This is a genomic window from Fulvivirga ulvae (assembly GCF_021389975.1).
GTDB classification, from domain to species: Bacteria; Bacteroidota; Bacteroidia; order Cytophagales; family Cyclobacteriaceae; genus Fulvivirga; species Fulvivirga ulvae.
Genome location: NZ_CP089981.1, coordinates 3,911,826 through 3,937,529, shown reverse-complemented (window position 1 = coordinate 3,937,529; position 25,704 = coordinate 3,911,826). Strand labels below are relative to the sequence as shown.

At 41.5% G+C, this 25,704-nt stretch carries 22 protein-coding genes and 1 tRNA gene; 10 read left to right on the top strand and 13 right to left on the bottom strand.

Annotated elements, in window-relative coordinates:
• Window positions 1-106 precede the first annotated feature (106 nt).
• Window positions 107-1,543 carry a BamA/TamA family outer membrane protein gene (locus LVD17_RS16835; RefSeq protein WP_233760178.1) on the top strand — a complete coding sequence of 479 codons (1,437 nt, stop codon included), beginning with the start codon at window positions 107-109 and terminating at the stop codon, window positions 1,541-1,543.
• Here the strand turns inward: LVD17_RS16835 and LVD17_RS16830 are convergent.
• On the bottom strand, window positions 1,540-2,190 hold the full coding sequence (locus LVD17_RS16830) for a toxin-antitoxin system YwqK family antitoxin (RefSeq protein WP_233760177.1): 651 nt from the start codon (window positions 2,188-2,190) through the stop codon (window positions 1,540-1,542). The two genes, LVD17_RS16835 and LVD17_RS16830, sit on opposite strands and share 4 nt — an antisense overlap.
• A 50-nt stretch (window positions 2,191-2,240) precedes the next feature.
• On the opposite strand from LVD17_RS16830, the gene LVD17_RS16825 reads away from it, so the two are divergent.
• From LVD17_RS16825 to LVD17_RS16805, 5 genes are all read left to right on the top strand, one after another.
• Window positions 2,241-3,059, top strand: coding sequence for a PorV/PorQ family protein (locus tag LVD17_RS16825; protein WP_233760176.1), 819 nt, complete (start codon window positions 2,241-2,243; stop codon window positions 3,057-3,059).
• A gap of 56 nt (window positions 3,060-3,115) precedes the next feature.
• Window positions 3,116-5,125, top strand: coding sequence for a ComEA family DNA-binding protein (locus tag LVD17_RS16820; RefSeq protein ID WP_233760175.1), 2,010 nt, complete (start codon window positions 3,116-3,118; stop codon window positions 5,123-5,125).
• 259 nt (window positions 5,126-5,384) lie between these two features.
• On the top strand, window positions 5,385-5,765 hold the full coding sequence (locus tag LVD17_RS16815; protein WP_233760174.1) for a DUF3127 domain-containing protein: 381 nt from the start codon (window positions 5,385-5,387) through the stop codon (window positions 5,763-5,765).
• 62 nt (window positions 5,766-5,827) lie between these two features.
• Window positions 5,828-6,274, top strand: coding sequence for a hypothetical protein (locus tag LVD17_RS16810; protein ID WP_233760173.1), 447 nt, complete (start codon window positions 5,828-5,830; stop codon window positions 6,272-6,274).
• Window positions 6,275-6,361: 87 nt separating this feature from the next.
• On the top strand, window positions 6,362-7,114 hold the full coding sequence (locus tag LVD17_RS16805) for a head GIN domain-containing protein (RefSeq protein ID WP_233760172.1): 753 nt from the start codon (window positions 6,362-6,364) through the stop codon (window positions 7,112-7,114).
• 53 nt (window positions 7,115-7,167) lie between these two features.
• Here the strand turns inward: LVD17_RS16805 and LVD17_RS16800 are convergent, their stop codons facing one another.
• The 11 genes from LVD17_RS16800 to LVD17_RS16750 all read right to left on the bottom strand — a co-directional run bounded on the left by LVD17_RS16800 (window position 7,168) and on the right by LVD17_RS16750 (window position 19,636).
• A complete protein-coding gene (locus LVD17_RS16800; protein ID WP_233760171.1) occupies window positions 7,168-8,418 on the bottom strand; it encodes a hypothetical protein in 1,251 nt (416 codons plus the stop codon).
• Window positions 8,402-9,322, bottom strand: coding sequence for a hypothetical protein (locus LVD17_RS16795; protein ID WP_233760170.1), 921 nt, complete (start codon window positions 9,320-9,322; stop codon window positions 8,402-8,404). Before LVD17_RS16795 ends, LVD17_RS16800 begins: the two co-directional genes overlap by 17 nt.
• Window positions 9,319-9,825, bottom strand: a complete 507-nt coding sequence (locus tag LVD17_RS16790; protein WP_233760169.1) for a hypothetical protein — start codon at window positions 9,823-9,825, stop codon at window positions 9,319-9,321. The genes LVD17_RS16795 and LVD17_RS16790 overlap by 4 nt, the downstream gene beginning before the upstream one ends.
• An 8-nt stretch (window positions 9,826-9,833) precedes the next feature.
• Entirely contained in the window at window positions 9,834-10,370 is a 537-nt protein-coding gene (locus tag LVD17_RS16785; protein ID WP_233760168.1) for an RNA polymerase sigma factor, read from the bottom strand.
• Between the two features lie 166 nt (window positions 10,371-10,536).
• The gene (locus LVD17_RS16780; RefSeq protein ID WP_233760167.1) at window positions 10,537-11,781 is read right to left on the bottom strand and encodes a metallophosphoesterase; all 1,245 of its coding nucleotides are present in this window, start codon (window positions 11,779-11,781) and stop codon (window positions 10,537-10,539) included.
• A gap of 23 nt (window positions 11,782-11,804) precedes the next feature.
• Entirely contained in the window at window positions 11,805-15,359 is a 3,555-nt protein-coding gene (locus tag LVD17_RS16775) for an efflux RND transporter permease subunit (protein ID WP_233760166.1), read from the bottom strand.
• Window positions 15,356-16,540 (bottom strand): efflux RND transporter periplasmic adaptor subunit, encoded by a 1,185-nt coding sequence (locus LVD17_RS16770; protein WP_233760165.1) that lies wholly within the window; start codon window positions 16,538-16,540, stop codon window positions 15,356-15,358. Before LVD17_RS16770 ends, LVD17_RS16775 begins: the two co-directional genes overlap by 4 nt.
• Before the next feature lie 30 nt (window positions 16,541-16,570).
• On the bottom strand, window positions 16,571-17,920 hold the full coding sequence (locus tag LVD17_RS16765; protein WP_233760164.1) for a TolC family protein: 1,350 nt from the start codon (window positions 17,918-17,920) through the stop codon (window positions 16,571-16,573).
• Complete coding sequence (locus tag LVD17_RS16760; RefSeq protein WP_233760163.1) at window positions 17,920-18,552, bottom strand: TetR/AcrR family transcriptional regulator; 633 nt, start codon at window positions 18,550-18,552, stop codon at window positions 17,920-17,922. The genes LVD17_RS16765 and LVD17_RS16760 overlap by 1 nt, the downstream gene beginning before the upstream one ends.
• A gap of 146 nt (window positions 18,553-18,698) precedes the next feature.
• A complete protein-coding gene (locus tag LVD17_RS16755; RefSeq protein ID WP_233760162.1) occupies window positions 18,699-19,052 on the bottom strand; it encodes a hypothetical protein in 354 nt (117 codons plus the stop codon).
• Window positions 19,053-19,054: 2 nt separating this feature from the next.
• Window positions 19,055-19,636, bottom strand: a complete 582-nt coding sequence (locus tag LVD17_RS16750; RefSeq protein ID WP_233760161.1) for an RNA polymerase sigma factor — start codon at window positions 19,634-19,636, stop codon at window positions 19,055-19,057.
• A gap of 75 nt (window positions 19,637-19,711) precedes the next feature.
• Here LVD17_RS16750 and LVD17_RS16745 point away from each other — a divergent pair, with 75 nt between their 5' ends.
• On the top strand, window positions 19,712-20,518 hold the full coding sequence (locus tag LVD17_RS16745) for an alpha/beta hydrolase (RefSeq protein WP_233760160.1): 807 nt from the start codon (window positions 19,712-19,714) through the stop codon (window positions 20,516-20,518).
• Between the two features lie 23 nt (window positions 20,519-20,541).
• On the opposite strand, the gene LVD17_RS16740 is transcribed toward LVD17_RS16745, so the two are convergent.
• The gene (locus LVD17_RS16740) at window positions 20,542-20,907 is read right to left on the bottom strand and encodes a hypothetical protein (RefSeq protein WP_233760159.1); all 366 of its coding nucleotides are present in this window, start codon (window positions 20,905-20,907) and stop codon (window positions 20,542-20,544) included.
• 232 nt (window positions 20,908-21,139) lie between these two features.
• Between LVD17_RS16740 and purL the strand changes: the two genes are divergently transcribed.
• The 3 genes from purL to LVD17_RS16725 all read left to right on the top strand — a co-directional run bounded on the left by purL (window position 21,140) and on the right by LVD17_RS16725 (window position 25,670).
• A complete protein-coding gene (gene purL, locus LVD17_RS16735; protein WP_233760158.1) occupies window positions 21,140-24,835 on the top strand; it encodes a phosphoribosylformylglycinamidine synthase in 3,696 nt (1,231 codons plus the stop codon).
• Window positions 24,836-24,934: 99 nt separating this feature from the next.
• Window positions 24,935-25,513 carry a DUF4136 domain-containing protein gene (locus LVD17_RS16730; protein ID WP_233760157.1) on the top strand — a complete coding sequence of 193 codons (579 nt, stop codon included), beginning with the start codon at window positions 24,935-24,937 and terminating at the stop codon, window positions 25,511-25,513.
• 84 nt (window positions 25,514-25,597) lie between these two features.
• A tRNA-Gln gene (locus tag LVD17_RS16725) sits at window positions 25,598-25,670 on the top strand.
• The last annotated feature ends 34 nt before the right edge of the window (window positions 25,671-25,704 follow it).

Here is a 25,704-nt window from a genome sequence, read left to right as displayed (position 1 = left end):
TAGTTATTTCGTAAACTTATGCGTTATGAGATAACTATTTTTTATTTTAGGAGACATGATAACCAAATATTTAATCACATTTGTCCCCATGGTGTAGGTATAGAAGATGCTGGCATTTCTTATTTCAATTTTACTTACATTTAATGCCCCCGACTCCGTCTCCGAAATGACGGAGGCCAGCCACACTGCTATTCCCTCAGATTCTACCGCTGAAAAAAATCGATATATCTATATTGATAACATCTTCATTATCGGTAATAAACAAACTAAAGACAAAATAATACTGCGTGAAATGAGCCTGAAGCGTGGTGAATATTATTTTGATGAAGATCTTGAAGACATTATCAAAAATGACAGAAGTAAAATAATCAATACCCGCCTATTCAATACAGTGGAAATTACCACACTGGAGCTCTCAGATGATATAGTGGATATTGTAGTGCGTGTCTCAGAGCGTTGGTACACCTTCCCTGCTCCTATATTCGACCTTGTTGACAGAAACTTTAACGACTGGTGGCAAAATCAAAATCATGACTTGAGCCGGGTGAACTATGGACTGAGGCTATTCAGAAATAACATGCGCGGAAGGAATGAAACGCTAAGGCTTGAAATGCAATTTGGCTTTACCCGGCAATTTGGACTCTCCTACGACATTCCCTATATTGACAGAACTCAACGGCATGGCATTTCTGTTGATTATCTCTATGCCGAAAACAAAAATATACCAATACGTACTGTAGAGCATAAACGTGTGTTTTTTGACTCTGAAAGCCTTCTCAAAATACGACGACTTTATAACATAGGCTATCAGTTTCGCAACTCTTTTTATACCCGACATACAATCAACATTACTTTCAATGACAATGAAGTTAATGATACGATTGCCAACATTAATCCTGAATATTACCTGAACAGTCAGACATCTCAGCGTTATTTCAGTGTTAGCTACGACATCAACATAGATAAAAGAGATGTAAATTCTTATCCGCTTCACGGACACCGGACGGTATTCCAGGCTGAGAAATATGGGCTAGGCTTTTATAATGACCTTGACCAATTCAGCATAAGTATGAATCATGCCCGGTTTCTCGACCTCACCAGGAATTTCTATCTTTCCAACTATACATCAATCTACGTAAGCGGACCCGACCGACAACCATATGCCAACCTGCAAGGCCTGGGGTATAGAAAGGACTTCATAAGAGGCTATGAATTGTATGTAATAGAGGGACAGAAGTTTTACCTTAATCGAACCACTCTGAAAAAGAAGGTCTTTGAAACCAGGCTTCGGCTTAACTTTATACCTTTTGAGCAATTCAGAAACTTTCCTTTTGCCATCTACCTTAAATCGTATTTTGATATGGGTTATGTGGAGAACTTCGAAAACTATGAACAAAATACTCGCCTTACAAACCGGTATTTATTCGGAGCTGGAGCCGGAGTCGACTTTGTGACTTATTATGATACAGTCGTTCGTTTTGAATACTCCGTAAACCGCGAAAAAGAAGCGGGGATATTTCTCCACCTGAAAAAGGAATTTTAGTAATTAATTTCTTTCTTCTTTCCCTTTTTATCTAACATATACCAGTTTCCCACTCGCTGTCCCTGATCATAACTGCCGATATATTCCAGCCGGCCCTCGCCGGTGTAAAACTTCCATTCACCTGTTTCCTGTCCCTGATCGTAACTCCCCTCCTGTATAAGTACCCCCTTTTCGTTATAGACTTTCCATTCACCATGAGGCCACCCATTTACATAGTTAACGGCACGCTTCAACTGTCCGTTTTCGTGATAGTGCTTCCACACTCCTGAGTATTGGCCCAGTTCATAAACACCTTCCTTTTCTATTTTTCCATTGCCATAAAAATATTTGGCAGAATCCTGCGGCAAACCTTTTGTCCAATTTTCTATTCCGGTAATGTTCCCCTGATTATCAAAGTATTTGACCGATCCATGCAGCCTGCCTTTGTTGTAGTGTTCTATAGCATTGACTTCACCATTCGGGTAGTAATATGTCCATTTTCCATTCTTCTCTCCTCCCTCAAGCTTACCTACAGCCCTAAGCTCACCACTTGCATAATACTCTTCCTGGGCCTTAACCGGAGCTGAAAGCATCAGCAATGCTAATGAAAAGCATACTGCCCATACGCCGGAAGATAAATCAAAACTATACCTATGCTTATTGTACATTTTTTGTAATTTCAGGTCCCCGTATAATTCAACCTAATAACATTCAGGCTTTGAAACATTTATACGGGGTGCTTCTCTTTCTGTTTTCACTTTCCTTCTGCAAAGCTCAAAACGGGCAATCTCAAATCGGTGCACGTGCCGCGGCCATGGGCTATACTTCTGTAGCATTAAATGACAGCTGGTCATTATTTAACAACCCGGCCGGGCTATATGGTTGTGAAGGTGTGAATGGCATATTCGCTTTTGAAAACAAATATGGTGTAGAAGGCTTTAATTCAATGGGGGCAGGCATTACCTCTACCATATCTATTGGCGGAATGGGCATATCTGTTTTCAGATTTGGTGATGACCTTTATAATGAGCAAACCGCAGCAATCAGCTATGGTAATCGTTTTGGGCTGGCCGGTATTGGAGCACGCATTAATTATATCCAATACCATATTGAAGGGTTCGGAGTCAAAGGGATTCTGGCATTAGACTTTGGCGGTATAGCTGAGCTTGGGAAAAACCTGTACTTTGGCGCTCTAATCAGAAACATCAACCAGGCTAAATTATCAGACTTTGAGGATGAGCGGATTCCCACGATATTGAATGCAGGATTGTCTTTTCGCCCCACTGATAAAATATTTCTAAATGCAGAAGTTGAAAAAGATATAGATCTTGACGCCGCACTGCGTGTAGGGCTGGAATACATTTTTTTCAAAAAGTTTACTGCAAGAACAGGAATAAAAACAAAGTCATTTGTCAGCTACTTTGGCCTTGGCCTTGCGCTAACCCGACTGAACGTAGACTATGCCCTTACCATAACCCCAAAAACAGGTTATAGTCATCAGGCAGCTGTGACTTACTTAATCAAAAAAGTGCAATGACACCACTCCGGTTAATTATTTTGCTGCTATTTCTCCATACTTCACTTACCGCACAGATGAACTCACATATAGAGCCTGATCTCCAGCATATCATAGAGAGCTCGCTGGGGGCTCAGGATGAAGAAGCAGATGGAGAACTATATGAAACACTTCTCCTTTACTACAGTCATCCTTTGAACCTCAACCAAGCCTCAGTTGAGGAGTTAAGATCTCTCTTTATTCTCACGGAAGAGCAGGTTTCCAATTTTGTGAATTACAAAGTCAGGTACGGACGTCTTCTAACAATATATGAATTGCAGGCAATTCCCGGTTTTGACCTCTCCACCATTTACAAACTTCTACCTTTTGTCAGAGTTACGGACGACGGACTTCAGGCCGACACCAGATCATTATTAAGCCGAATATGGTCCGAACAAGACAACTATCTTTTACTGAGATACCAAAGGACGCTCGAAAAGCAAGAAGGGTATATTGAAAATGATGAAGGTAACAGCAGGTATGCGGGTTCTCCCGACCAGCTGTTGCTAAAATTCAGGGTAAGACACGCCCATGATTTCAGTCTTGGCCTGACTGCTGAAAAAGATGCCGGTGAAGCTCTTACTTTTGACAAATCTACAGGCAGATACGGGGCAGATTTCTATAGTTTTCATTTCCAATTACAGGATAAGGGTAGGCTTAAAAACCTCGTACTGGGTGATTATAAAGTCCAGTTTGGGCAAAGCTTACTCTTAGCGGCAGGTTTCAACATCGGAAAAAACCCGGAAACCATCACCACAAACAGAAGGTCAAATCTTGGTGTTCTCCCCTTCACATCAACCATAGAAAGCAATTATTTCAGGGGTGGTGCTGCCACATATAAATTAAGCAGGCACCTGGAGTACAGCGGTTTTTATTCAAGAGTTGCCCATGATGCGCTGCTTGAAAAAGATACGCTGGTAAGCCAGCACCCTTTTACACGATCTGTAAAAGTAACAGGGATGCACCGAACAGCTAGTGAACTTACCGCCAATAATCAGATTGTGCACCAGACACTTGGCAGCAATATTCTATACCACGACAAAGACCACAATCTTCAAGCGAATATAACCATGGTCGCTGATTTTTTTAGTGCCCCCATCATAGGATCAGGCCAGCCCTATAAACAGTTTGATTTTTATGGCCAGGATAACCTTAGCGTGAGCATATCCGGTAATTACAACTGGCAGAATGTTAATTTTTTTGCTGAAACAGGGCGATCAGGTAGTGGCGGACTGGGCGCAGTTGGAGGTTTTATAGCCCATTTAACTCCTAGTCTGCAAACTTCCATGTTGCTGAGAAGTTACGCCAGAAATTTTCACAGTTTGCACGGGCAAGCCTTCGGGGAATTAGGGTCTAATCAAAATGAGAAGGGTGTTTATTGGGGGTTAAAGTATCAGCCCTCCCGAAAATATCAGTTTACTGCATATTTTGACAGGTTTACGTTCCCCTGGTTAAAATATAGAGTAGATGCTCCATCTGACGGTTATGAATACCTCGGAAGGCTAAGTTATAAGCCAAACAGAAGAACACATTTCTTTGTACAATTCAGAGAACAGTCAAAGGCTCGCAACAGATCCGATAATGCTTCCCGAATAAAGGTGCCCGAAAACAACCTGAAACGAAGCTATATTATTAATTTGGATTATAAGCCCGACAAAATCATTTCACTAAAATCCAGAATACAATTCAGCAATTATAACGCTTACGGGCAGATAACCCAGGGCTTTGCCATAGTACAGGATGTAAACCTTGACCTGAATAAAATCAGAGTAGGTGGTCGCCTTGCGTTATTTGACACAGAAGATTATGATAACCGACAGTACGCCTACGAAAGAGATGTCTTGTATGGATTCTCCATACCACCATACAGTGGGCAAGGCACCCGCCAATATATTCTTTTACAGTATAAAGCTACTCGAAAAATAGACCTGTGGGTAAGATTTGCCCGCACACATTATCGGCAGATCGAGTCTATTGGCTCAGGGCCTGAAAAGATTGAAGGAAATATCAAGACGGATATGAAACTCCAAACAAGGATTAAATTTTAATCCGGCAAAGTAAATTAAAGTATTATTCAGTGTGTTAGGCAGTAAGGAAATAACTACTATTGCCTGAGAAATCATAAGTAATTTTCATAACATGCATGCAGTTGAACTCATAGACTCCTCCACTTTATTAGTCATGATTGTTGGCGCCATCCTCTTTGTGATAATTTTCACAGCTATATTCAGAAAAAAGCGTTAATGTTTTAATAAACTTGGCAGCACTGTTAACTTTGCCTACGATAAAATTTATAAAAGCAGATCAATGAACGTAAAGGGTAAAATTTTAGAAATCTCGGATACCCAACAAGTATCCAACTCATTTAAAAAGAGAGAATTTGTATTGGAATATGCTGAAAACCCTCAGTATCCTGAATATTTGAAATTTGAAATGATCCAGGACAAATGTGGCATTCTGGATAGCTATAAAGCCAACGATGAAGTTGATGTTTACTTTAACCTGAAAGGCAGAAAGTGGACTGACCCTAAAGGTGAGGTAAAATACTTCAACTCTCTACAGGCATGGAAAATTGAAGGTGCATCATCAGGAGGCCAAACCCCACCCCCGGCAGCAGACAGCGGCATGGACCAGATGGAAGAGCCAGGCTGGATCACCGATGGCAATGAAGACGATCTGCCATTTTAAGAAAATAGCTTTTCAGGTTTATTAAACTTTAGTAGTTTAGTAAACCTGATAAATCAACTCTAATGAAATTTTCACTACTACTATCTTTTAGTCTTCTGGCTTTGTGGGGTACTAACCAAAAACACAGGATCATCGAATATGATGGCCAGCCTGTGGAAACCACTTATGACGTACCTGTTCAGTTTTATGGCACTTATGCGGGCAACAAGACCGGCTACCTGGAGCTACATGAGGATGGCACCGGCATTTACAATTATGATGTGTTCGGCTTTGCGCCATCGGGCTGTAAAAAGGACGCCATCAAGATAGAGTGGGGCTTCCTGCTTGACGACAATGATAGTATAGTAAGCTTCTCCCGCGAGTATGGACGCTCATTTCCCATACTGATGAAAAGCGTAAGCAATACCAGCTTCCAGGGCTGCCGAAAAGAGGTGCTGCTCGATTTTATCATGGAGTATAAAAATGGCAGTCTTGGCGTGTCCTCTTCAGACGACTGGGTGAAAGAATAGGTTAACCCGTAGTTTCAATGGTTATAATGGGTTTTAAAAGTGCCTTAAAAGTGGTAACTTCTAAACTCAATTTTAAAGCTAAAACCAATGAAACTAAAGTTGCTACTAACCTTCGCTACTCTGGCTATCGCCTGTAGCCTGTACGGAACGGATAAGGATCCTATTGGTCCGGAAATCACCCGGAAAACACTGGAACTTCCTGTCTTTCACAGCATTTATGTCAACTCTAACTATACCGTTTATCTGAAACAAACCAATAAACAGGAGGTAGCAGTAGAAGCTCTGACAGAAATCTACGAGATCAGTGAGTTTAAAGTGGAAGATGGTGTGCTACACATCAACGTACAGCGCAAAAAAGACGAAAAAAATAAAAGTGTCTGGGCCAAGATCGATGACATTAAAATCTCTCCAACCATGAAGCTTATGGTAAGTATGAGAGATGTACATGAACTGAAGGTAAACAGTTCGGGTAAGATCGTCAGTGAAAACTCTATAGCTTCCAATGATCTCGACCTGGCCGTTACAGGTTCCGGAAGCATGGACCTGGATGTAAAAGGGCGTGAACTCAAAACCAGGATATCCGGCTCGGGGAGCATTGCTATCAAAGGTTATGCCTCTGACAATGATGTCTCCATTACCGGATCCGGTTCATTTCATGCATTTGACTGCGAGCTCGAAAAAGCTGAAGTACATGTGAGTGGGTCGGGAGTATGTGAAATCAAAGTAAGTGATACGCTGGATGCTGAGATTTATGGCAGTGGTATAATCAAACACAAGGGTAATACTAAATCAGTCACCAAAAAAGTTTACGGCTCCGGTGATGTAGAAAGAGCCTATTAGTCTCCATCTGTAACAAGGCTGCCTTGATTATAAGGCAGCCAAAAAACAATCTCTTATTTCCCTAGAAGTAACCCGACCTGGGCGTTGACACCAAGGTTGACGGGGTATTCCTGATTGATATACCGCCAGCCAACACCTAAATCCAAAAATCCTCTTTTGCCCAATCGTTGCTGTGTGCCCCACCCTATAAGCAGGCTTGATAAGGTGCTTTCAACACCCTTCTCATGGCTGGATCTTGCCTCAATGCCATCGTTGAAATATGATTCTATATCATAATATAACAATAACTCTTCTCCCTCAATGAAGAAATAATTTCCAGTGAAATTTTTTATTAAGCAGCCTGACCTCATTCGTTTGTTTCTATTGTAAAAATATCTCGCCTGCAAATCGAAGCCTATCCTTATTCCCTTAAACTCATGCTTCATTACCTTACCATCGAGTAAATTGAACTCCTGATTCATATCTGAGACAGAAAAGCGCAGCATAGGAACAATTGAAATGTTACTTGTCAGGTTTCTTTCATAAGCTACCATGCTGCCGGCGTACCATCCATCGCTTATGCTCATAAACATTATAGGGTTTGCTATCTTTAAGAGCCCTTTTTTGTCGGCATAGTCATCATTACTAGCCTCAAACTTTGACGACTGCAAGTCATTGTTAGCCCTGGAAAGTTTCCCATAGCCAAGCCCAACTTTAAAGTTCATACCAAACCGCAGCATACTGGGTTGAGGAATGTAACTTAGTCCACCTGCAACATCAATAAATCCCCATTTCCCCACCTTTTGCTGCTTACCGTAGAGTAAGGTATATAAATTCTGATCTTCAGGCCTGAGAATATTTGAATAATATGACTCGGAGTAGTTATTAAAGTGCATGGTCCTGTAAACTCCCAATAGAAAATAGCTACCATTGAAATTATCTATACCATCTTTCGAGTGTTGCCTCCTTTTTCTTCCTTTATTGTAGTAGTATCTGAGATTGGCAAATACGGTATATTCATGATCTACAGGAGTGATCATGCCTAGCTCAGCAGAAAAAGTGGCAGAGAGCTTGCGTTCAAATGACACATGAAACCCGGGTATCCTTTGAAAATCTCCGGTATATCCAAAATTGTCTGAGCTCAACTTAAAAATAGTTTTTTGTTCGTAATCGGCTGTAGAAAAATAGCAGTATGTGTCCGGGTTTTCTATATCGACTATTTCGCTGGTCACACTTACACTATCTTTCTGGGCATAAACGGAAGCAGGTACCACCAGGAGTAGACAGACCGATATTATCGATCTGAAGTTATTTTTTGCTAACATTATCATTATTAGGTTTAAGGTTTATAGGACTATAGGTTGTTTTAATATTGATCCATGTGTTATTATTTCCATTGTTTTTTGTAAAGCTCCGGTTCTTGTTCTCATCAAGAACCACTCCCATCTCCACCGGGATAAAAATGTCAGTGGCAAAAGCTGAGAGCCGATAATTATAAAGTTGGAGCGACTCAAGCGCAATGGTCACCGCAGTTCTTTCCCCTACAATGTCAAAGCTTGTATAATGTCCTGAGCCATTTACTTCCACCTCACCATAGCTGCTTTCGATATCCAGTTGTCCTGCAAATCCATACAGGTAAGCTTTTGTCTTTTCCAGCCTGGCGTGCAGTTGTCCTTGTGTATCTTTAATGCGAACATTTCCGAAATAGGATTGCAATTCGACTTTACCATTTACCCCGTACATCTGCATATCCACAAAGCGGATTTTGACATTTAATGGGGCCGCAAGGTCCCTTACAACCAGTTCGCCATATAAATTAGTAATAGTTAAAGGGCATCCGCGGGGGACCTTCACCGCAAATGAGGTGGACAGGTTCCCTTTCACTTTTGTAAACCTATCACTTGCCTGAAAGTAATTCTTTACCAAATACCGGGAACCATTCTTTTCAATACTATATTTCAGATAGTCCAGCTCAGCCTTTGCTGTCTCAATTTTAGTATGCCGGGAAGTAAGCTCAATTTTTAACTCAATATAATTCTCGTCCCAGGTAGAAATGTCCATTTTCGACTTCTCTGCCAGCATTAACAATTCCTCGCCTTTATGATAATCAAGCTTCTTGGTCACATGCCTGGTTACTACATGTACTTTTTGCTGGGCAAGGCAGAAAGTATCGTTCATCAGGCATGCGCTGGCAACTGCAAGGTATTTTAAATAATAGTTTAACCTCATGCTATTAAAATTTGTACAAGTTTTCGGGTTACATCCGACTTATGATTTTCGATTTTAATTTTCGATTTGATCAATAATTCATCTTCACCATATTGATTTATCATTTCATTGAGCTGGTTAATCTCCTTATCTAAGAGGTCAAGCTCCTTTCTCAATTCCTTAAACTCGGGGGTTTTGCAAACAGGCAGATTTGCAACACAGCTCCTTTTGATAAATTCAATAGCTTCAGACTCAGCCTCCTCAACTTCAGGTGCCTCTTCATATGAATGAAAAACCATATCTTCCGATTGAGAATAGGTCATATCTGTATTCATCGATTTTGTCAATACTATCGCCAGAATCAAAAGAGAAGCAGCAACCGCAGCATACGTCAGATAAAACTGCCTTACTTTTCTCCTTTTATTGATTTTATTATCAATAGCATTCCACAGTTGATCATGGTTATATTGTTGAAGAGGAAAGGAGTTGTCCAGCTTTTTCAATTTTTCTTTTATCTTGTCCATTGCCCTGCTTATTGGTTTAAACTATTTTCAAGTAATTCACGCAAGCGGCTCTTCACTCTTGTCAATTGTGCCCGCGAAGAGCTCTCTGTAATACCAAGTAGATCCGCTATTTCTTTATGGCTAAACCCCTCTATTTCATATAAGTTAAAAACAGTACCGTAGCCATGAGGCAACTTTCTAATAGCTTCATACAAGTATTCTGCTTCAAATTTTTCCACATAGGAATCGGTGACCTGATGAAGACCGGCTTCATCCAAATTTGTATTCAAGAGTAGTTTTCGGCTTTTTCTTAAATACATCAGCGATTCATTAACCATAATCTTTGTGATCCACGCCATAAAGCTGCCTTCCCCTGAATATTGAAATTTTTGTATTGTCCTGTAAACCTTGACAAATCCCTCACTCATAGCCTCTACGGCATCAGATTCATTATACAGATACCTCAGGCACAGCCTTGACATTGGATTTACATACTTTTCAAAAAGGAATTTTTGTCCCTTAGGGTCTCCCTCTTTGCATGATCTGATTAGCTCCGTTTCCGTCAATTGATTTTAAAATTCCTTCTATGGATAAAATGCAATGTTAGCCGGAAACGCTGCATTGGAAATGAAATAAATAAAATATTTATATGTAGTAGCAGGAAAAAAGCCCCGAACGGGTCTTAGAAAACAGTCTGATGAGTGAGGTTAAATAAAAGAAAAGGGCATTTCGCTAAGCCCTTTTCAATGTAAGAATAGTAATTTCAGGAGCCATCCCGATCCTTCCGGGGTAGCCGATATAGCCAAAGCCGCGGTTAACGTACAGGTGCTGATTGCCCTCAGTATAGAGGCCTGCCCACTGTTTGTATACGTATTGAGACGGACTCCATTTAAAGTCTCCAATTTCGACACCAAACTGGAAGCCATGGGTATGCCCTGCAAACATCAGGTCAATGTCGGGATATTCTGAGCGCACCTGTGCATCCCAGTGACTAGGATCATGCGACAGCAGCAATTTGACGGGAGCCTCTTCGGTACCTGCATGAGCTTTATTCATATCTCCGTATTTAGGAAACCTTCCTGTACCCCAGTTTTCTATACCCAGTATGGCTATTTTGTCACCGTTGAGTTCGAGCATCCGATGCTCATTCATCAACAGGTCATACCCCATTAATTTATGAGCTTCCTTTAAGTCATCAAAGTTTTTCTGTTTGGCTTTGGGAGATGACCATGAGCGGTAATCACCATAATCATGATTACCCGTAGTGGAATATACACCTAAGGGAGCATTTACTTTATCGAAAATGTTGATGTAATCTTTCACCTCACTGCTTTCATTATTCACCAGGTCTCCGGTAAAAAACACTACATCCGGTTTCTCATCCATGAGCATTTCTATTCCACCCTTCACCGCAGTTTTGTTAAAAAAACTACCGGAATGTATATCAGAGAGTTGTCCTATCTGAATGCCATCAAATGACTTGGGCAGATTAGGCAGGTAGATGGTTTTCCTCCGAACTCTGTAGTCATGGGCTCCCGATATAATGCCCCAGCTCATAGCTACCAAAGGTAAGGTACCCGCTACAACCGCCGTTTTTACCAAAAACTCATTGCGTGATATTCCCTTTGAATTGCTTACAGGCTCCGGATTTTGAAAAAATGTGGCCACCCATTTGCCCAAACGGACCAGATCATCACTAAACAAAAAGAGAACGGCAAAAAGTTTAGAGAAGTAATTGATAAATATCCCTGTAAATATCAGACTTCTGGACTGCCCCTTAAACCATTCGGGGTTACCAAAGTTGTAAAACACGATAACCAGGAAGGTTATCATCGTAATACCCCAATAGGAATACCGGACAATATTGCGCGTAAGTAAAGTGCTGTTTCTAATCAGCAACGATATGGCACTGTAAACATACCAGTCGATTAGAAACAACACTATAAATGACCCCAATACCAACAACACCTTGTTCATTCAGTCAACAAATTTTAGATTTATCAGACATTATAAGCAACCTCAGCTTCGGCTTTCGAATTTGAGCTTGAATTTGCACTTGCCTTAGCTTTTGCCTTTCGCTCCTTTCTCGCAATACGCTTCTGATAGAACCAGTATTTTATTCTATATACTATAGTGTATAGTACCGGTACGATAATAAGGGTAAGGAACGTAGCGACTATTAAACCAAAGATAACAGTCCAGGCCAGCGGCCCCCAGAATATTACATTGTCTCCTCCTATATAGATTTTCGGGTCAAACTCTCCAAAGAGAGAAAAGAAGTCAATGTTCAGACCAACGGCAAGCGGTATCAAACCGAGTACAGTTGTCACAGCCGTCAGGATTACCGGCCTGAGTCGTGCTTTCCCTGCTTTAACAATTTGTGCCCTGGCCTCTTCCTTATCCAGCATGTCTTCATCGTCCATGTTAGACTGTACTTTTTTCCTGTCTATTAACAGCTGGGCGTAATCAAGCAGTACCACGCCATTGTTTACTACAATACCTGCCAGGGATATAATTCCCATCATGGTCATCATAATTACAAAAGGCCAGCCGGTCAATATCAAACCTCCGAATACCCCAATAAAACTGAGGAAGATTGCTATCATAATAATAGAAGGTTTTGAAATACCCCCAAACTGGAATACAAGAAGCAACATGATGAGCCCCAGACCTGCAAAAAACGCACCCATCAAAAAGGTCATCTGCTTGGTTTGCTCCTCAATCTGCCCGGTATAGTCTATCTTAATGCCCTGAGGAAGACCTTTGTACAACTGCATAGCTTCCTGTATCTCAGATACAATAGCCCCTGCATCTGTATAACCTGGTGCAAGAGCGGAGTAAACCGTAACCACTCTTTTGGTATCCCGGTGTTTAATAGCACTAAAGCCGGATGTGTTTTTCTTATAGGCCACTGCAGATACGGGTACTTCTTTTATCTGCCCGGTTGACTGATCCCTGAAAGTAATATTCTGGTTAAATATGACACTTGGGTTGTAACGAATATCTTCATTGAAACGAACGTTGATATCATAGTCTTCCCCGTGCTTTTTGTAGACACCGGCCTTCTCTCCAAAGATTGATCTTCGTAGCTGGCTTCCTACCTGCCCTACAGCTATTCCCAGCTCTCCGGCCTTTTCTCTGTCAACACTCACCTGCATGGAAGGCTTACTCCTGTTCACATCGATTTTCAGTTCATCAATACCTGCAATACTCTTGCCATTGATGAAGTTCCTCATATTTTCGGCTGTAGCAATCAGCTCATCATAATCACGTCCCTCAAGCTCGATATTGATAGGGTAACCCGCAGGAGGTCCTACGGCATCTTTTTCTACCGAAATAACCACGCCGGGGTAAATCCCTTTTAATGCATCCTGCACTTTTTGACGCAGCTTTTCAGAGTCCTTGCCCCTGCGGTATTTATACTCACGCATGGAAGTGGTTATCTTTGCCCTGTGCGGCATCTCGGCAGACGACCCTCCATCAGTTTGCGGATTTCCCGCACCTTCACCTACCTGCGACACAGATGACTCAACAAGATAATTGTAATCTCCATCTTTATATTCAGGGTCATTGATAATCGCGTAAACCCGATCTTCTATCGCCTTGGTAATCTTATTGGTTTTTTCAATTGCCGTACCTTCAGGGTATTCTATATAGACTATGATCTGGTTTGGCGTATTGTCAGGGAAAAACTCAACTTTCGTTCTACCTGAGCCTACCGAAATACCAAAAGACATAAAGGCTGCAAACAGAAGAACTACCATCACCCCAGAGTACCAGTATACATTGCGCTTTCTTAAAGCATGCTTAAGCAGCTTCTCGTATAAATTTTCAAACTTCACGAGTGTTCTTCTCTGAAAACGAAGTGCACTTTTCTTGATCAGGTATTTGTATACCCAGAACATGATGGCCGTGAAGACCAAAAGTGTACCCAGGCCTTTTACCGCACCTCCAAATATAAAGATCACTGCTCCCAGACCTACCAAAATTACAGTGATCCTGATGAGCTGCTTTACCTTTAATTCTTTATCCTCAGTATCCATCAACTGGGACACCAGCATTGAATTCATGAAAATTGCTACGAAGAGCGATGACCCCAGTACAACCGATAACGTGATCGGGAAAAACTTCATAAACTCTCCCATCACACCCGGCCACATAGCCAACGGCACAAATGCAGCAACAGTTGTAGCTGTTGATATAATAATAGGAAAAGCAATCTCCCCTATCCCCTGCTTAGCAGCCTTCATCCTGCTATAGCCTTCCTCTTCCATAAGCCTGTACACATTCTCCACTACCACAATACCATTGTCAACCAGCATCCCCAGTCCCATGATCAACCCAAAGAGTATCATGGTATTGAGCGTATAGCCCAACGCCGACAGGATGGTAAATGACATAAACATGGACATAGGAATAGCAAAACCTACGAAGAGGGCATTCCTGAAGCCTAGGAAGAACATGAGCACGGTAACAACCAGTATGATCCCGAAAATGATGTTATTCACCAGGTCTTCCACCTGATTAAGGGTTTTGGAAGACGAATCATTTGATATGGTAATATCTATATCCGGTGGAAAATGTTCAGCTTTTGCTTCATCAATTATCTCTCTGATGCTGTTAGCCGCTTCAATCATATTTTTACCTGCACGCTTCTTCACATCAAGCATTACCACAGGGTGGCCAAACTCCCTCGCAAAGGTAGTTTTATCCTGCGCCTCAAAACTCACAGTAGCAATATCCTTCAGGTATACCGGAGCATTGTTTTCATGTTTTACAACAAAATTTTCAAGCTCCTTAGGATCGTCTATCTCTCCCAGTACCCTTATCGTCCTGCGCTGCCCGTTGGTTTTTAAATTTCCCGCAGACATAGTGGTATTTCCATTGCCAATAGCCTGCAAAACATCGTCAAAGCTCACTTTAGCAGCCATCATCTTGTAGATATCAACAGCAACCTCAACTTCCTTCTCCTGCGCACCGCGAATGTCCACTTCCTTGATCTGCGGCAAATCTTCTATTTCATCCTCAAGGTATTCACCGAACTCTTTGAGCTTGTCAACAGGGTAGTCTCCTGAAATATTAATATTCATGATAGGAAACTCCTCAGAAAGGTTCAGGTCAAAAACATTGGGTTCAACCTTGGCCCCGTTAAACAAAGGCCAGTCTTCTCCCGCCTTTTCAGCATCTACTTTGTCCTTTACCTTTTGCTTGGCAGCATCCACAGAGATATTCTCATCAAATTCTACAGTGATAATAGAATAATCCTCCTGAGAGGTAGAAATGATTTCTACCACATTGCTGACGTTCTTCAACTGATCTTCAAGAGGATCAGTAATAAGTCTTTCAATATCCTCTGCAGTATTACCAGGATAAGGAGTACTTATATAGATCTTAGTCTCCTTTACTTCAGGGAAATCTTCACGAGGCATTGAAAAGTAAGAAGAGATTCCAACGACCAGGAAAATTCCGATCATAACATAGATCACAGAAGCGTTATCTATGGCCCATGATGAGAACCAAAATTCCTTATCTACTTTCTTTTGTTGTTTGCTCATTCTGCTATTTGCTTTATTATTTGAACTTCCTGTCCTGCTTTCACTCTTCTGGCACCTTCATCTACCAGCGATTCGCCATCAGACAATCCCTCTACTACTTCCACGAGGTTTCCCTGGGACTTGCCTGTAGATATGATCCTCTTCTCAGCTACTGCGGTATTCTCTTTGTCCACTTCAGTAGCTACGTATACATATTGCTCTCCTTCGGCATTTTCAGAAATAATACCCTGCGGAATAAGAATAGCCTCCTCATTGGTATAATCGTTGATAAATACCTTAGCAGAAAGGTTTGGCTTTATCTGCCCATTCTTATTTGGTACCGGCACCTCCACATTAAATGCCCTGTTATTAGGGTTGATGTAGTTACCGGCCTGTCTTACCTTTGAATCAATGGTATCATTGAGCACAGGAAAATAAACCTGGACTTTCTTACCTTCTTTAACACTGGTAAGGTGTGACTCCGGCACATCTACATTGATAAACATATCTGATAGGTTTACAATTCTAAAGATCTCAGACCCCGGGCCAGGGCTTACCACTGTTCCCTGGTCTTTTATTACGTCATCTACAATACCGTTAAAAGGTGCTCTTATAGAGTATTTATCTAACTGGCTCTGCAACTGTCTGACAGCGTCTGCCTGGGCTTCATACCTGGCCTTTGCCTCAAGGAATTGAATTTCCGTTCCGATTTTTTGCTCCCATAGCCTTTTTTGTCTCTCAAAAGTAGTTTCAGCCAGAGCCAGTTGTGTCTTTTGCTGTTGCAACTGACTGGCCATACCACCATGGTCCAGAGTAGCGAGCAACTGTCCTTTGCTTACCCTGTCACCCTCAGTAACATAAATCTTAAGCAAAGTACCTGGCATTTCAGGGTATACAAGCACATTCTGCTTTGTGGTTACATCTCCCTGAAGCTCTATGTAATGCTGAAAAGTCTTCTTCTCAATTTTATAGGTAGTAACCAATGGCATCTTATGGTTTGTGCTCTTTGCATCAATAGCAGAGTCCAGAAGCGATAATTCCTTCTCCAATCTCCTGACCTGGGCAGTTAGCTCTCCCTTTTTTGCTCTTATTTTTTCCAGGTCTCCTTGCGCCACGAGGCTTTCGACAGAGTCATTTTCGTTGTTATTACAAGCCGACAGCAATGAAACGGCTACAAAAAGTAATGCTATTTTTGTTTTCATAGTAGTATTGAAATTCAATCTCGAAGTTTCTTATTTAAGTAAAGTACCATATGCTTTTTCAAGCTCCACTTTGGCAACCAATGCATCATAAAGAGCATTATAATAGTTTGTTTGTGCCTCCTTATAATCAGCGTCGGCTTCGACCACCTCAAAGTTGGAGCCCACTCCCTCCTGGTATTTAATTTTGGTTACATTATATATCTCCTCAGCCAGTTCCATGTTTTCCCTCTGAGCCTTCATCTGCTCCAGTGAATTTACCATATTGATCTTCGTCTGATTGATTTGAAGATCAATGCTATTTTCCATCTGCTCAAATGATTTTTCGATTTGCCTGATCTGGATCTTGTTTTTTTGGATCCTGTTGCTCTTCAGGAAACCATCAAATACGGGAATATTCAATGAAAGCCCTGCAGTTCCGAAGTTCAGCCACCTGTTTGTCTCGAATAGCTGGCTTGATTCACTGGTTTGAGTATTATAACCATAGTTAAAGTTTGCATATAACGTAGGTATATACTGTACTTTGTTATTTTTAAGATCAAGATTGGCCAGGGCCATATTGGTTTGGAGCTGCGAATATTCTATCCGCTCTGTATAGTTAAAACCTTCACTATCCAAAGTGGGTTCTGTAAATACAACCTCCTCAAGCTGATCTGTCAGCGCAATTGTCTCAGTAATGGGCATTCCCATCTGGAACTTCAGCAAATCGCGGTTTACTGTAAGTAGTTTTTCAGTATTTTCAACCTGCACCTTAAGGTTATTGTGTTGTACTTTTAACCTACTTACATCAATCTTCTCTGCAAAACCATTATCATACATGATTTGCGTTTCATTGAGCAATGTATCGAGCCTGGCTAAATTCACCTGCAGCAGCTCAAACTGCTCTTCTGTGACCAGCACATTGTAGTACGCTTTTGACACCGCCTCCACAACATCAATTTGAGTTTTGATGTGCTCCTTGGTAGATAGCTCCTTATATGTTTTTGAAGCCTGTAATCCCACGAAGAATGAACCGTCGAAAATTAACTGACGAACAGAAAGTGCAACGTTACCATCATATTTTTGCTGAAAAGAAAGCTCTACTTCCTGACCTTCAGGAACACTGGGGTCAAAAGTACTGGCATCCAGCAAAGACTTCTGCGGCTCAAAATTGTAGTTGATCCCCGCATCTATATTTACCTGCGGCAAACCTCTGCTCAGCGTTTCTCCCACCTGGGTTTGCGCTATCTCTTTTTCATATGCCGCGTTTATTACATCCTGATTGTTATTAAGAGCATATTCTATACACTCTTGTAATGAAAGGCCCTTAGCTCCCTCCTGCTGTGCTGTTGCTGCTCCTGTCAACAATACAAATCCTAAAACTAAGCTGATCTTAAACTTCATTAGTTGTTACTGGTTTGATTTAAAGTTTTTTCTTTTTCCTGATATTTCATGTAAAGTTTTCTACCCTTTTCGGTAACGATGCCGTGTACATAATGATCCAGTAATTTCATCTGAGTCTCCTTCAGGTTAAATTTGTCTGAAGGAAATACCAGATTATCAAAGGCCAGCTGTACCTGCTCCACTCTGAGAATTGCCATAAACTCAGGGTCAATTTCTTTTCGGAAATACCCTTCTTCAATTCCCCGTTTAAGGTTTGTTACTATTGAGTCGCGCATATGTTCATTTTTGAAATCAAGCCAGACCTTCCATGCTTGCGGATGATACTTCTGTAAATCAAAAAGCAAAGAGGGGTTCATTTCATGAAAGTCCTTTCTTATACACTTGCAGACCTTTGATAACTCTTCCACCGCATCATGCGATGAACCAAAAATCTCATCGTACTCTTCTTTTTCAAAATCTATCCTGGCCTTTACTGCCTTAGTCACTATCTCATCCTTGTCTTTGAAATATTGATAAATAGTTTTCTTCGAAATAGACAACTGACGGGCTATATCATCCATAGACACACTCCGTACACCATACCTGGTAAACAACTCTCCGGCGCCGTCAATTATTTTTGTTTTAATGTCCACTGTTATTCCATTTTTTGAAGCCTCAAAACTATGGAAACTATTTGTATCCTCAAAGTTTCCTGAGTTTTCTATGGGTCTAACGAATTGACACCAAACAGGTTACTTATAATTTCAAAAAAATGTTTTTTTATTTAAACATGCCCCTGTTACCGTTTTTGGGGCTGTTCAGAGACTTTTTCCGGGGCGGGCGCCGGCGATTTATCCCATTTACACATAAACCTTTCCTTAAATTTTTCCCTTTCTTCGGGCGACATAGTGGCCATTTTGTGCTTCCACTTATGTTTCCAATGCTGGCCGCCTTTTTTTCCTGTAATACCAAAAAACAACTTGGAGAGCAAAAACAAACCAAGTGCCTGCCAGAATGTTATATGCGGCCCGTTAAACAGATCAGGCACAAGCCAGTTCCACAATGACATCACCACCAGCCCGATTGCTGCGCCCACTACTGTTACTATCAGTAGTACCAGCACCACCTTCTTTCCTTTTTTCCTGTAATTCATTTTTAAATTTCGTTATACAATGCCTCTAATTTTTTCCTCAATGCCAGTACTGCATATCTCTTTCTGGATATTAATGTATTTACCGGCAGTCCGTATTCTTCAGACAACTCTTTAAAGCTTATATCTTCAAACTCATGTTTTATGAAAATCTCACGCTGATCAGCTGGGAGGTCGTCCAACGCCTGAGTTACCTGTTCCCATATTATTTCGCGAAAATGAAGCTCCTCAGGAGCCTGCCCGAGATCAGGCAAAATATCGCTAAGCATCAGTGGCTGGTCATCATCACCAGAGGTTGTTTCGCTCAGATTAATTGTATTCGACCTCACTTTTTGCCTTCTGTATGAGTCTATTATTTTATGCCTGGCAACGCTGAACAACCATGAAGTGGCCTTCTCTATGGAATCTATAGCACCATACCCATTGACAAACTGCAACAGTACATCCTGCAGGATATCCTCGGCATCCTCCAGGCTATTAACCCTGGTACGGATAAAATTAAGGAGTCGCCCTTTTTCCTTCCTTATGGTTTCCTCCTGCTTTTTTACCATGGATAATTTTAGTGATATTATTGTATCGTTTGCCATCTCTCTGGGTATAGTCGGATGACTAACGAAAATATTTTATATGTTTAGAATTATTTTAAAAGTTACGAATAATAAATGCCAACATCCGCTACCATACAATTCCAAAGCCATCAGATCCACTATTACAGATACGGGGTTGGAGATAAGGTACTTCTTGCTTTCCACGGATTTGGTCAATCAGGGTCAGATTTTGAGCCTTTGGCAGATGTCATGGCTAATGAATATACTATATACAGTTTTGATCTGTTCTATCACGGAAAAAGTTACTGGAGCAAACTCGACAGTCCCATGACGAAGGTTTTCTGGAAAGATTTCATCCATGAATTCATGAAGATCCATCAGATCGACAGTTGTTCCCTTTGTGGCTTTAGTCTGGGTGGTAAGTTCGTGCTTGCTACTTTGGAAGCACACCCTGAACGTGTTAAGAAAGTAATATTTCTGGCCCCGGATGGCATAAAAACCAATACATGGTACAGCCTCGCCACCTATCCAGTGCTTTTTAAGACTTACTTTAAAAGCATGATTGTGAAACCACACAGGTTTTTTAACCTCATTAACCTGGCAAAAAAAGCCGGGCTGGTTGAAAAGGGGATATTAAAATTTGCGTCCAGCCAAATGAACACCCGAAAAAAACGCAGAAGAGTCTATTATGCATGGGTGGTATTCAAAGAGCTTAGTTTCAACATGAAAAAAATAGGTTCTATCATTAATGACCATAGCATTGACCTTCAAATGTTCCTGGGCACTCATGATAAAATAATCACTAAAAAAGGCATGCAGAAACTCTTAAGACATGTGAAAGATTATAAACTCCACATAGCCACAAGCGGACATAATAAACTGATCGAAAAGGTAGCAGAACATCTAAAAGGCATCAAATAAATTTTGCCTTACAGGAACAAATGCTAAAAGTACCTGGTGTAATTCCCTTCATTTTGCCAGAATTCCCGACATTTAACTATATGCTGATGTTTAAAGTCTTTGTCATTTTTAAGTTCTTTCCAATCTCCATACCCGAGAGATTCTGCAAGTTTATAAAAACGGTCACCCTGCCCATTCTTCTTATTCTGTACCAATGCACTAAGCAGAGGGCGCCCCTCTTCATGTTCTTCAGTGGATACTTCATCGAGTATAGTGCCCAGCAACTGTTTCTCGTGCTTTATATCCAGATTTAAACCTAATTCGGCTGTATTTACCAATCTGCGGTACGAAATCGGACTGGCGTTTGTCCTGGCTAACTGTATTAGCTTGTTCCTGACTCTTGTATTCAAGACGTTAAATTATTTATTTAAAACAGAATAATACCCAATAATCGTGAAAAATAAAAAATTCTAAAAACTCATCAGCATCAGTCGTACCCTAAAATCAACGAGTCATCCTTTAACTATCACTGTTCTTTTTATACCGGTTATACAACTTCATACCAAAAATTACATTGTTAATTGAGTAAGGTTTACCTACTTTTGCGGTGGAAAAATTGACTACTCCCAAACCTTCAATTTAATGATCAAATTTTTTCTCGATCAAGATCAAAATGCTTACGCAGTAGGCCTTTCAAAAGATCTTAATGATACTGATATTCAAAAGCTTGAATGGCTATTTGGTAATGCACGCCTGATTAATGAGGCTACACTTTCGGGCTCATACATTGGCCCAAGAAAAGAGATGATAACTCCATGGAGCACTAATGCAGTGGAGATTACTCAAAACATGGGGATCAGTGGAATTGTACGCATTGAGCAGTTTCAGAAAGTTTTATCCATAGACGAAAGTCACGATCCAATGCTGGAAGTAATATATCCCGGGTTGGATCAGCACCTTTTCACCATAGAAAGGCAACCTGAGTCAGTTCTGGAAATAGAGGATATAGCTGCCTATAACGAAGCTGAAGGCCTTGCATTGAGCCAGGAAGAGGTGGATTATTTAAATGGAGTGAGCAAAAAACTAGGAAGAAAGCTAACAGACAGTGAGGTATTTGGATTCTCACAGGTAAACTCCGAACACTGTCGACACAAAATATTTAACGGTACTTTTATAATAGATGGAAAGGAGATGCCTTCTTCTTTATTTAAGCTGATAAAGAAAACTTCCGAAGAGCACCCTAATTTCCTGGTTTCTGCATATAAAGATAATGTGGCCTTTATCCAGGGGCCTGTAGCCGAGCAATTTGCTCCAAAAACCCAGGATAAGCCTGATTACTTTACTACCAAAGATGTAGAAACAGTAATCAGCCTAAAAGCTGAAACACATAACTTCCCCACGACAGTTGAGCCATTCAACGGTGCTGCCACAGGGTCGGGTGGTGAGATCAGGGACCGACTTGCCGGTGGTAAAGGCAGCCTGCCTTTAGCGGGAACCGCAGTATATATGACATCCTACTCACGTCTCGAAAACAACAGAAAGTGGGAAGATAAAACGCAGCCTCGCAAGTGGTTGTACCAGACTCCAATGGATATCCTCATCAAAGCATCGGATGGTGCCAGTGATTTCGGTAACAAATTCGGCCAGCCTTTAATTAGCGGTAGTGTACTTACCTTTGAGCATGAGGAGAACAACAAAAAGTTTGGTTTTGACAAAGTAATCATGATGGCCGGCGGCATTGGCTATGGCAAGAGAAAGGACAGCATTAAAGAAAAGCCCCAGACCAATGATGACATTGTAATTCTCGGAGGCGATAACTATCGTATCGGCATGGGAGGCAGTGCGGTTTCTTCCGTAGCAACCGGGGAGTACGGCAATGCCATCGAGCTCAATGCCATTCAGCGATCCAACCCGGAAATGCAAAAAAGGGTTATGAATGCCATCAGAGCCATGGTAGAAAGTGATGAAAACCCTATAGTTTCTATCCACGATCATGGGGCTGGTGGGCACCTCAACTGTCTTTCCGAACTTGTTGAAGAGACTGGTGGCACGATAGATATCAACAAATTACCCGTGGGTGATCCTACCCTTTCAGACAAAGAGATAGCCGGCAACGAGTCTCAGGAAAGAATGGGACTGGTAATGAAGAAAAAAGATATTGAAATCCTGCAAAAGGTAGCCGACCGTGAGCGCTCACCAATGTATGTGGTAGGTGACGTTACCGGTGACGGACATTTTAAATTTGAGAATAAGAAAACAGGTAAAAACCCTATAGATTGGGATCTGTCCCACATGTTTGGCTCATCTCCAAAAACCATTATTGAAGACACCTCCGAAGCAGCTCCTTTTGAAGAGGTAAGCTACGAGACGGGTCACATACAGACATATTTGGAAGCTGTATTGCAACTTGAGGCCGTGGCCTGCAAGGACTGGCTGACCAATAAAGTAGATCGCTCAGTAACGGGAAAAGTAGCCAAGCAACAGACCTGCGGCCCTATACAGCTACCACTGAATGATGTAGCCGTAATGATGATGGATTACAAAAGCAAGAAAGGTATCGCAACTTCTATCGGCCACGCTCCGGTATCTGCACTGACCGATCCTGAAGCTGGTTCAAAACTTTCCATTGCAGAGGCACTCACCAACCTGATATGGGCGCCACTTACACATGGCATTTCCGGTGTATCGCTAAGCGCCAACTGGATGTGGCCTGCTAAAAACAAAGGTGAGAATGCCCGCCTGTACAAAGCTGTTAACGCCGTAAGTGAATTCGCGCGGGCACTGGGCATCAACATACCTACCGGAAAAGATTCATTGTCAATGACACAAAAATACCCCAATGGCGATGTAGTTTACTCTCCGGGAACAGTGATCATAAGTGCAGTAGGAGAAGTTTCCGACGTAACTAAAGTGGTCGGTCCGGACCTCAAAAATATTGATTCTTCGATAGTATATGTAGACCTGTCGAAAGATGACTTTAAACTTGCCGGCAGCTCCTTTGCACAGGTGGTTAATAAAATAGGCAATGCTGCTCCAACCGTTACCGATGCTGACTATTTTGCGAAAGGTTTCAAAGCTGTACAGCAACTGATCAATGAAGGCAAAGTTTTGGCTGGCCATGATATTTCTGCCGGAGGTATGATCACGGCTTTGCTGGAAATGTGCTTCCCTGCAAAAGACCTCGGGTTAAGCATAGACCTTTCGGATATCCGCCAAAATGATATTATCAAGATATTGTTTAGTGAAAATCCCGGGTTGCTGCTCCAGGTTGAAAAGGCTCAGGAAGTTATTTCTGTTTTAGAGCAATTTGGCATAAAAGGCGTAAAAATAGGGGCTCTTTCAAACCAGAGGGCACTGGTCCTTAAGCATCAGCAAGCGAGCCATACTTTTGATATTGATAAACTCAGAGATGTCTGGTTTAAAACTTCATACTTGCTGGACAAGCGTCAGAGTGGAGAGCATCACGCCACCAGGCGTTTCGAAAACTACAAGATCCAGCCTTTGAGCTACAGCTTTCCTGCCAACTTTACCGGCAGACTTTCTCAATACGGCCTGGATATCAACAGAAAATCAACTTCCGGATTAAAGGCCGCCATTATCAGAGAGAAAGGTGTCAACGGAGACCGGGAGATGGCATGGACCATGCACCTGGCAGGGTTTGACGTTAAGGACGTACACATGACTGACCTTATATCTGGCCGGGAGGATCTTTCAGATGTTAATTTCATCGTTTTTGTGGGAGGGTTCTCCAACTCCGATGTACTTGGTTCTGCCAAAGGCTGGGCAGGGGCATTCCTATATAACGAAAAAGCCAAGAATTCGCTTGATGCTTTTTATCAGAGGGAAGACACCCTCAGCCTGGGGGTGTGTAACGGCTGTCAGTTAATGATGGAGCTGGGCTTGTTATATCCTGATATGGAGAAGCACCCGAAAATGCACCACAATGCTTCAGGAAAGTTTGAGTCATCATTTATTAACCTGGATATAGCAAAGAATAATTCTGTAATGCTCAGCACGCTGGAAGGCTCCCGGCTTGGTGTATGGCTTGCCCATGGAGAAGGGCAGTTTATTTTACCGGAAGGCGAAGCGCATTACAACATTGTAAGTAAATACACATATACTGAGTACCCTGGCAATCCTAATGGTTCAGGGTTTTCTACTGCAGCATTAAGCTCAAAAGATGGCCGGCATCTGGCCATAATGCCTCACCTGGAAAGATCGTTATATCCGTGGAATTGGGCGCACTACCCTGAGAACAGAAAAGATGACGAAATAAGCCCATGGATTGAGGCGTTTGTAAATGCAAAGAACTGGATAAAAGAAAAGGTCGCTTTGTAGTGGAAGCGACCTTTCAATAAAAATATTATAGTTTGCTATTAAAACAAAACCATTTGAATTATATTTATATGTATACACACGGTATAAATTCAATGGTCTATGAAAGCACGAACCTTCCTTCCCTGCGCCACAGTGCTATTGGTTTTAATCTCAGGCTGTTTTTCTTACCGGGAGCTACCGGTTGAATATGATTACAGCTATAAAGGCAGATTTGACAAATACAACAGTTACGACTTCCTTATACAAGGAGAAAATGCAGAACTATTAAGTACAAGTGGCTCCACAATTTACACTGCCATAGAATCCCATATGAAATTCCTGGGATACAAGAAGAAATCAAACCGCCCGGATCTGCTACTTTCCTTTCGTGTCTTCGTAGACAGTTTAAATTTTAGAGGCTATAACCAACCTAAGATTGAAGACTGGATGGCCAAGAAAGACCGTGACTTGGAATATCAACGAATGAAGATCGGCATGAAAGAAGGCACATTGCTTATTCAAATCTTTGACCGAAAACAAAAGTCATCCATCTGGCAGGGATACGCCACCGATTACTATGGAAAAGTTGACTTTTCTGACATCCGGGATGTGAACAACGCTGTAAAATCAATACTGAACAAATACCAGTTTTTTGCAGACGGTTTTCTTGAAGAGCAGCAAAAAATTCTTTCCCAATAATTTTTAAAAAATAGCTGGAACTATTTTTTCATTTTACAAAATTAATTCTACCTTTGCCATCCCAAAAATAAGGGAATTAAATGATGCCCGATGGTGTAACTGGCAACACGTCTGATTTTGGTTCAGAAGAGTCTAGGTTCGAGCCCTAGTCGGGCAACAAATGGCGGACGAAAGTCCGCCTTAATTGTTTA

Coding starts and splice junctions, on each gene's coding strand:
- LVD17_RS16805 (WP_233760172.1), top strand. CDS start 6,362: ATGAAACTAAAGTTGCTACTAACCTTCGCTACTCTGGCTATCGCCTGT.
- LVD17_RS16815 (WP_233760174.1), top strand. CDS start 5,385: ATGAACGTAAAGGGTAAAATTTTAGAAATCTCGGATACCCAACAAGTA.
- LVD17_RS16800 (WP_233760171.1), bottom strand. CDS start 8,418: ATGTTAGCAAAAAATAACTTCAGATCGATAATATCGGTCTGTCTACTC.
- LVD17_RS16835 (WP_233760178.1), top strand. CDS start 107: ATGCTGGCATTTCTTATTTCAATTTTACTTACATTTAATGCCCCCGAC.
- LVD17_RS16795 (WP_233760170.1), bottom strand. CDS start 9,322: ATGAGGTTAAACTATTATTTAAAATACCTTGCAGTTGCCAGCGCATGC.
- LVD17_RS16790 (WP_233760169.1), bottom strand. CDS start 9,825: ATGGACAAGATAAAAGAAAAATTGAAAAAGCTGGACAACTCCTTTCCT.
- LVD17_RS16730 (WP_233760157.1), top strand. CDS start 24,935: ATGAAAGCACGAACCTTCCTTCCCTGCGCCACAGTGCTATTGGTTTTA.
- LVD17_RS16810 (WP_233760173.1), top strand. CDS start 5,828: ATGAAATTTTCACTACTACTATCTTTTAGTCTTCTGGCTTTGTGGGGT.
- LVD17_RS16830 (WP_233760177.1), bottom strand. CDS start 2,190: ATGTACAATAAGCATAGGTATAGTTTTGATTTATCTTCCGGCGTATGG.
- purL (WP_233760158.1), top strand. CDS start 21,140: ATGATCAAATTTTTTCTCGATCAAGATCAAAATGCTTACGCAGTAGGC.
- LVD17_RS16765 (WP_233760164.1), bottom strand. CDS start 17,920: ATGAAGTTTAAGATCAGCTTAGTTTTAGGATTTGTATTGTTGACAGGA.
- LVD17_RS16750 (WP_233760161.1), bottom strand. CDS start 19,636: ATGGCAAACGATACAATAATATCACTAAAATTATCCATGGTAAAAAAG.
- LVD17_RS16745 (WP_233760160.1), top strand. CDS start 19,712: ATGCCAACATCCGCTACCATACAATTCCAAAGCCATCAGATCCACTAT.
- LVD17_RS16755 (WP_233760162.1), bottom strand. CDS start 19,052: ATGAATTACAGGAAAAAAGGAAAGAAGGTGGTGCTGGTACTACTGATA.
- LVD17_RS16780 (WP_233760167.1), bottom strand. CDS start 11,781: ATGAACAAGGTGTTGTTGGTATTGGGGTCATTTATAGTGTTGTTTCTA.
- LVD17_RS16820 (WP_233760175.1), top strand. CDS start 3,116: ATGAACTCACATATAGAGCCTGATCTCCAGCATATCATAGAGAGCTCG.
- LVD17_RS16770 (WP_233760165.1), bottom strand. CDS start 16,540: ATGAAAACAAAAATAGCATTACTTTTTGTAGCCGTTTCATTGCTGTCG.
- LVD17_RS16775 (WP_233760166.1), bottom strand. CDS start 15,359: ATGAGCAAACAACAAAAGAAAGTAGATAAGGAATTTTGGTTCTCATCA.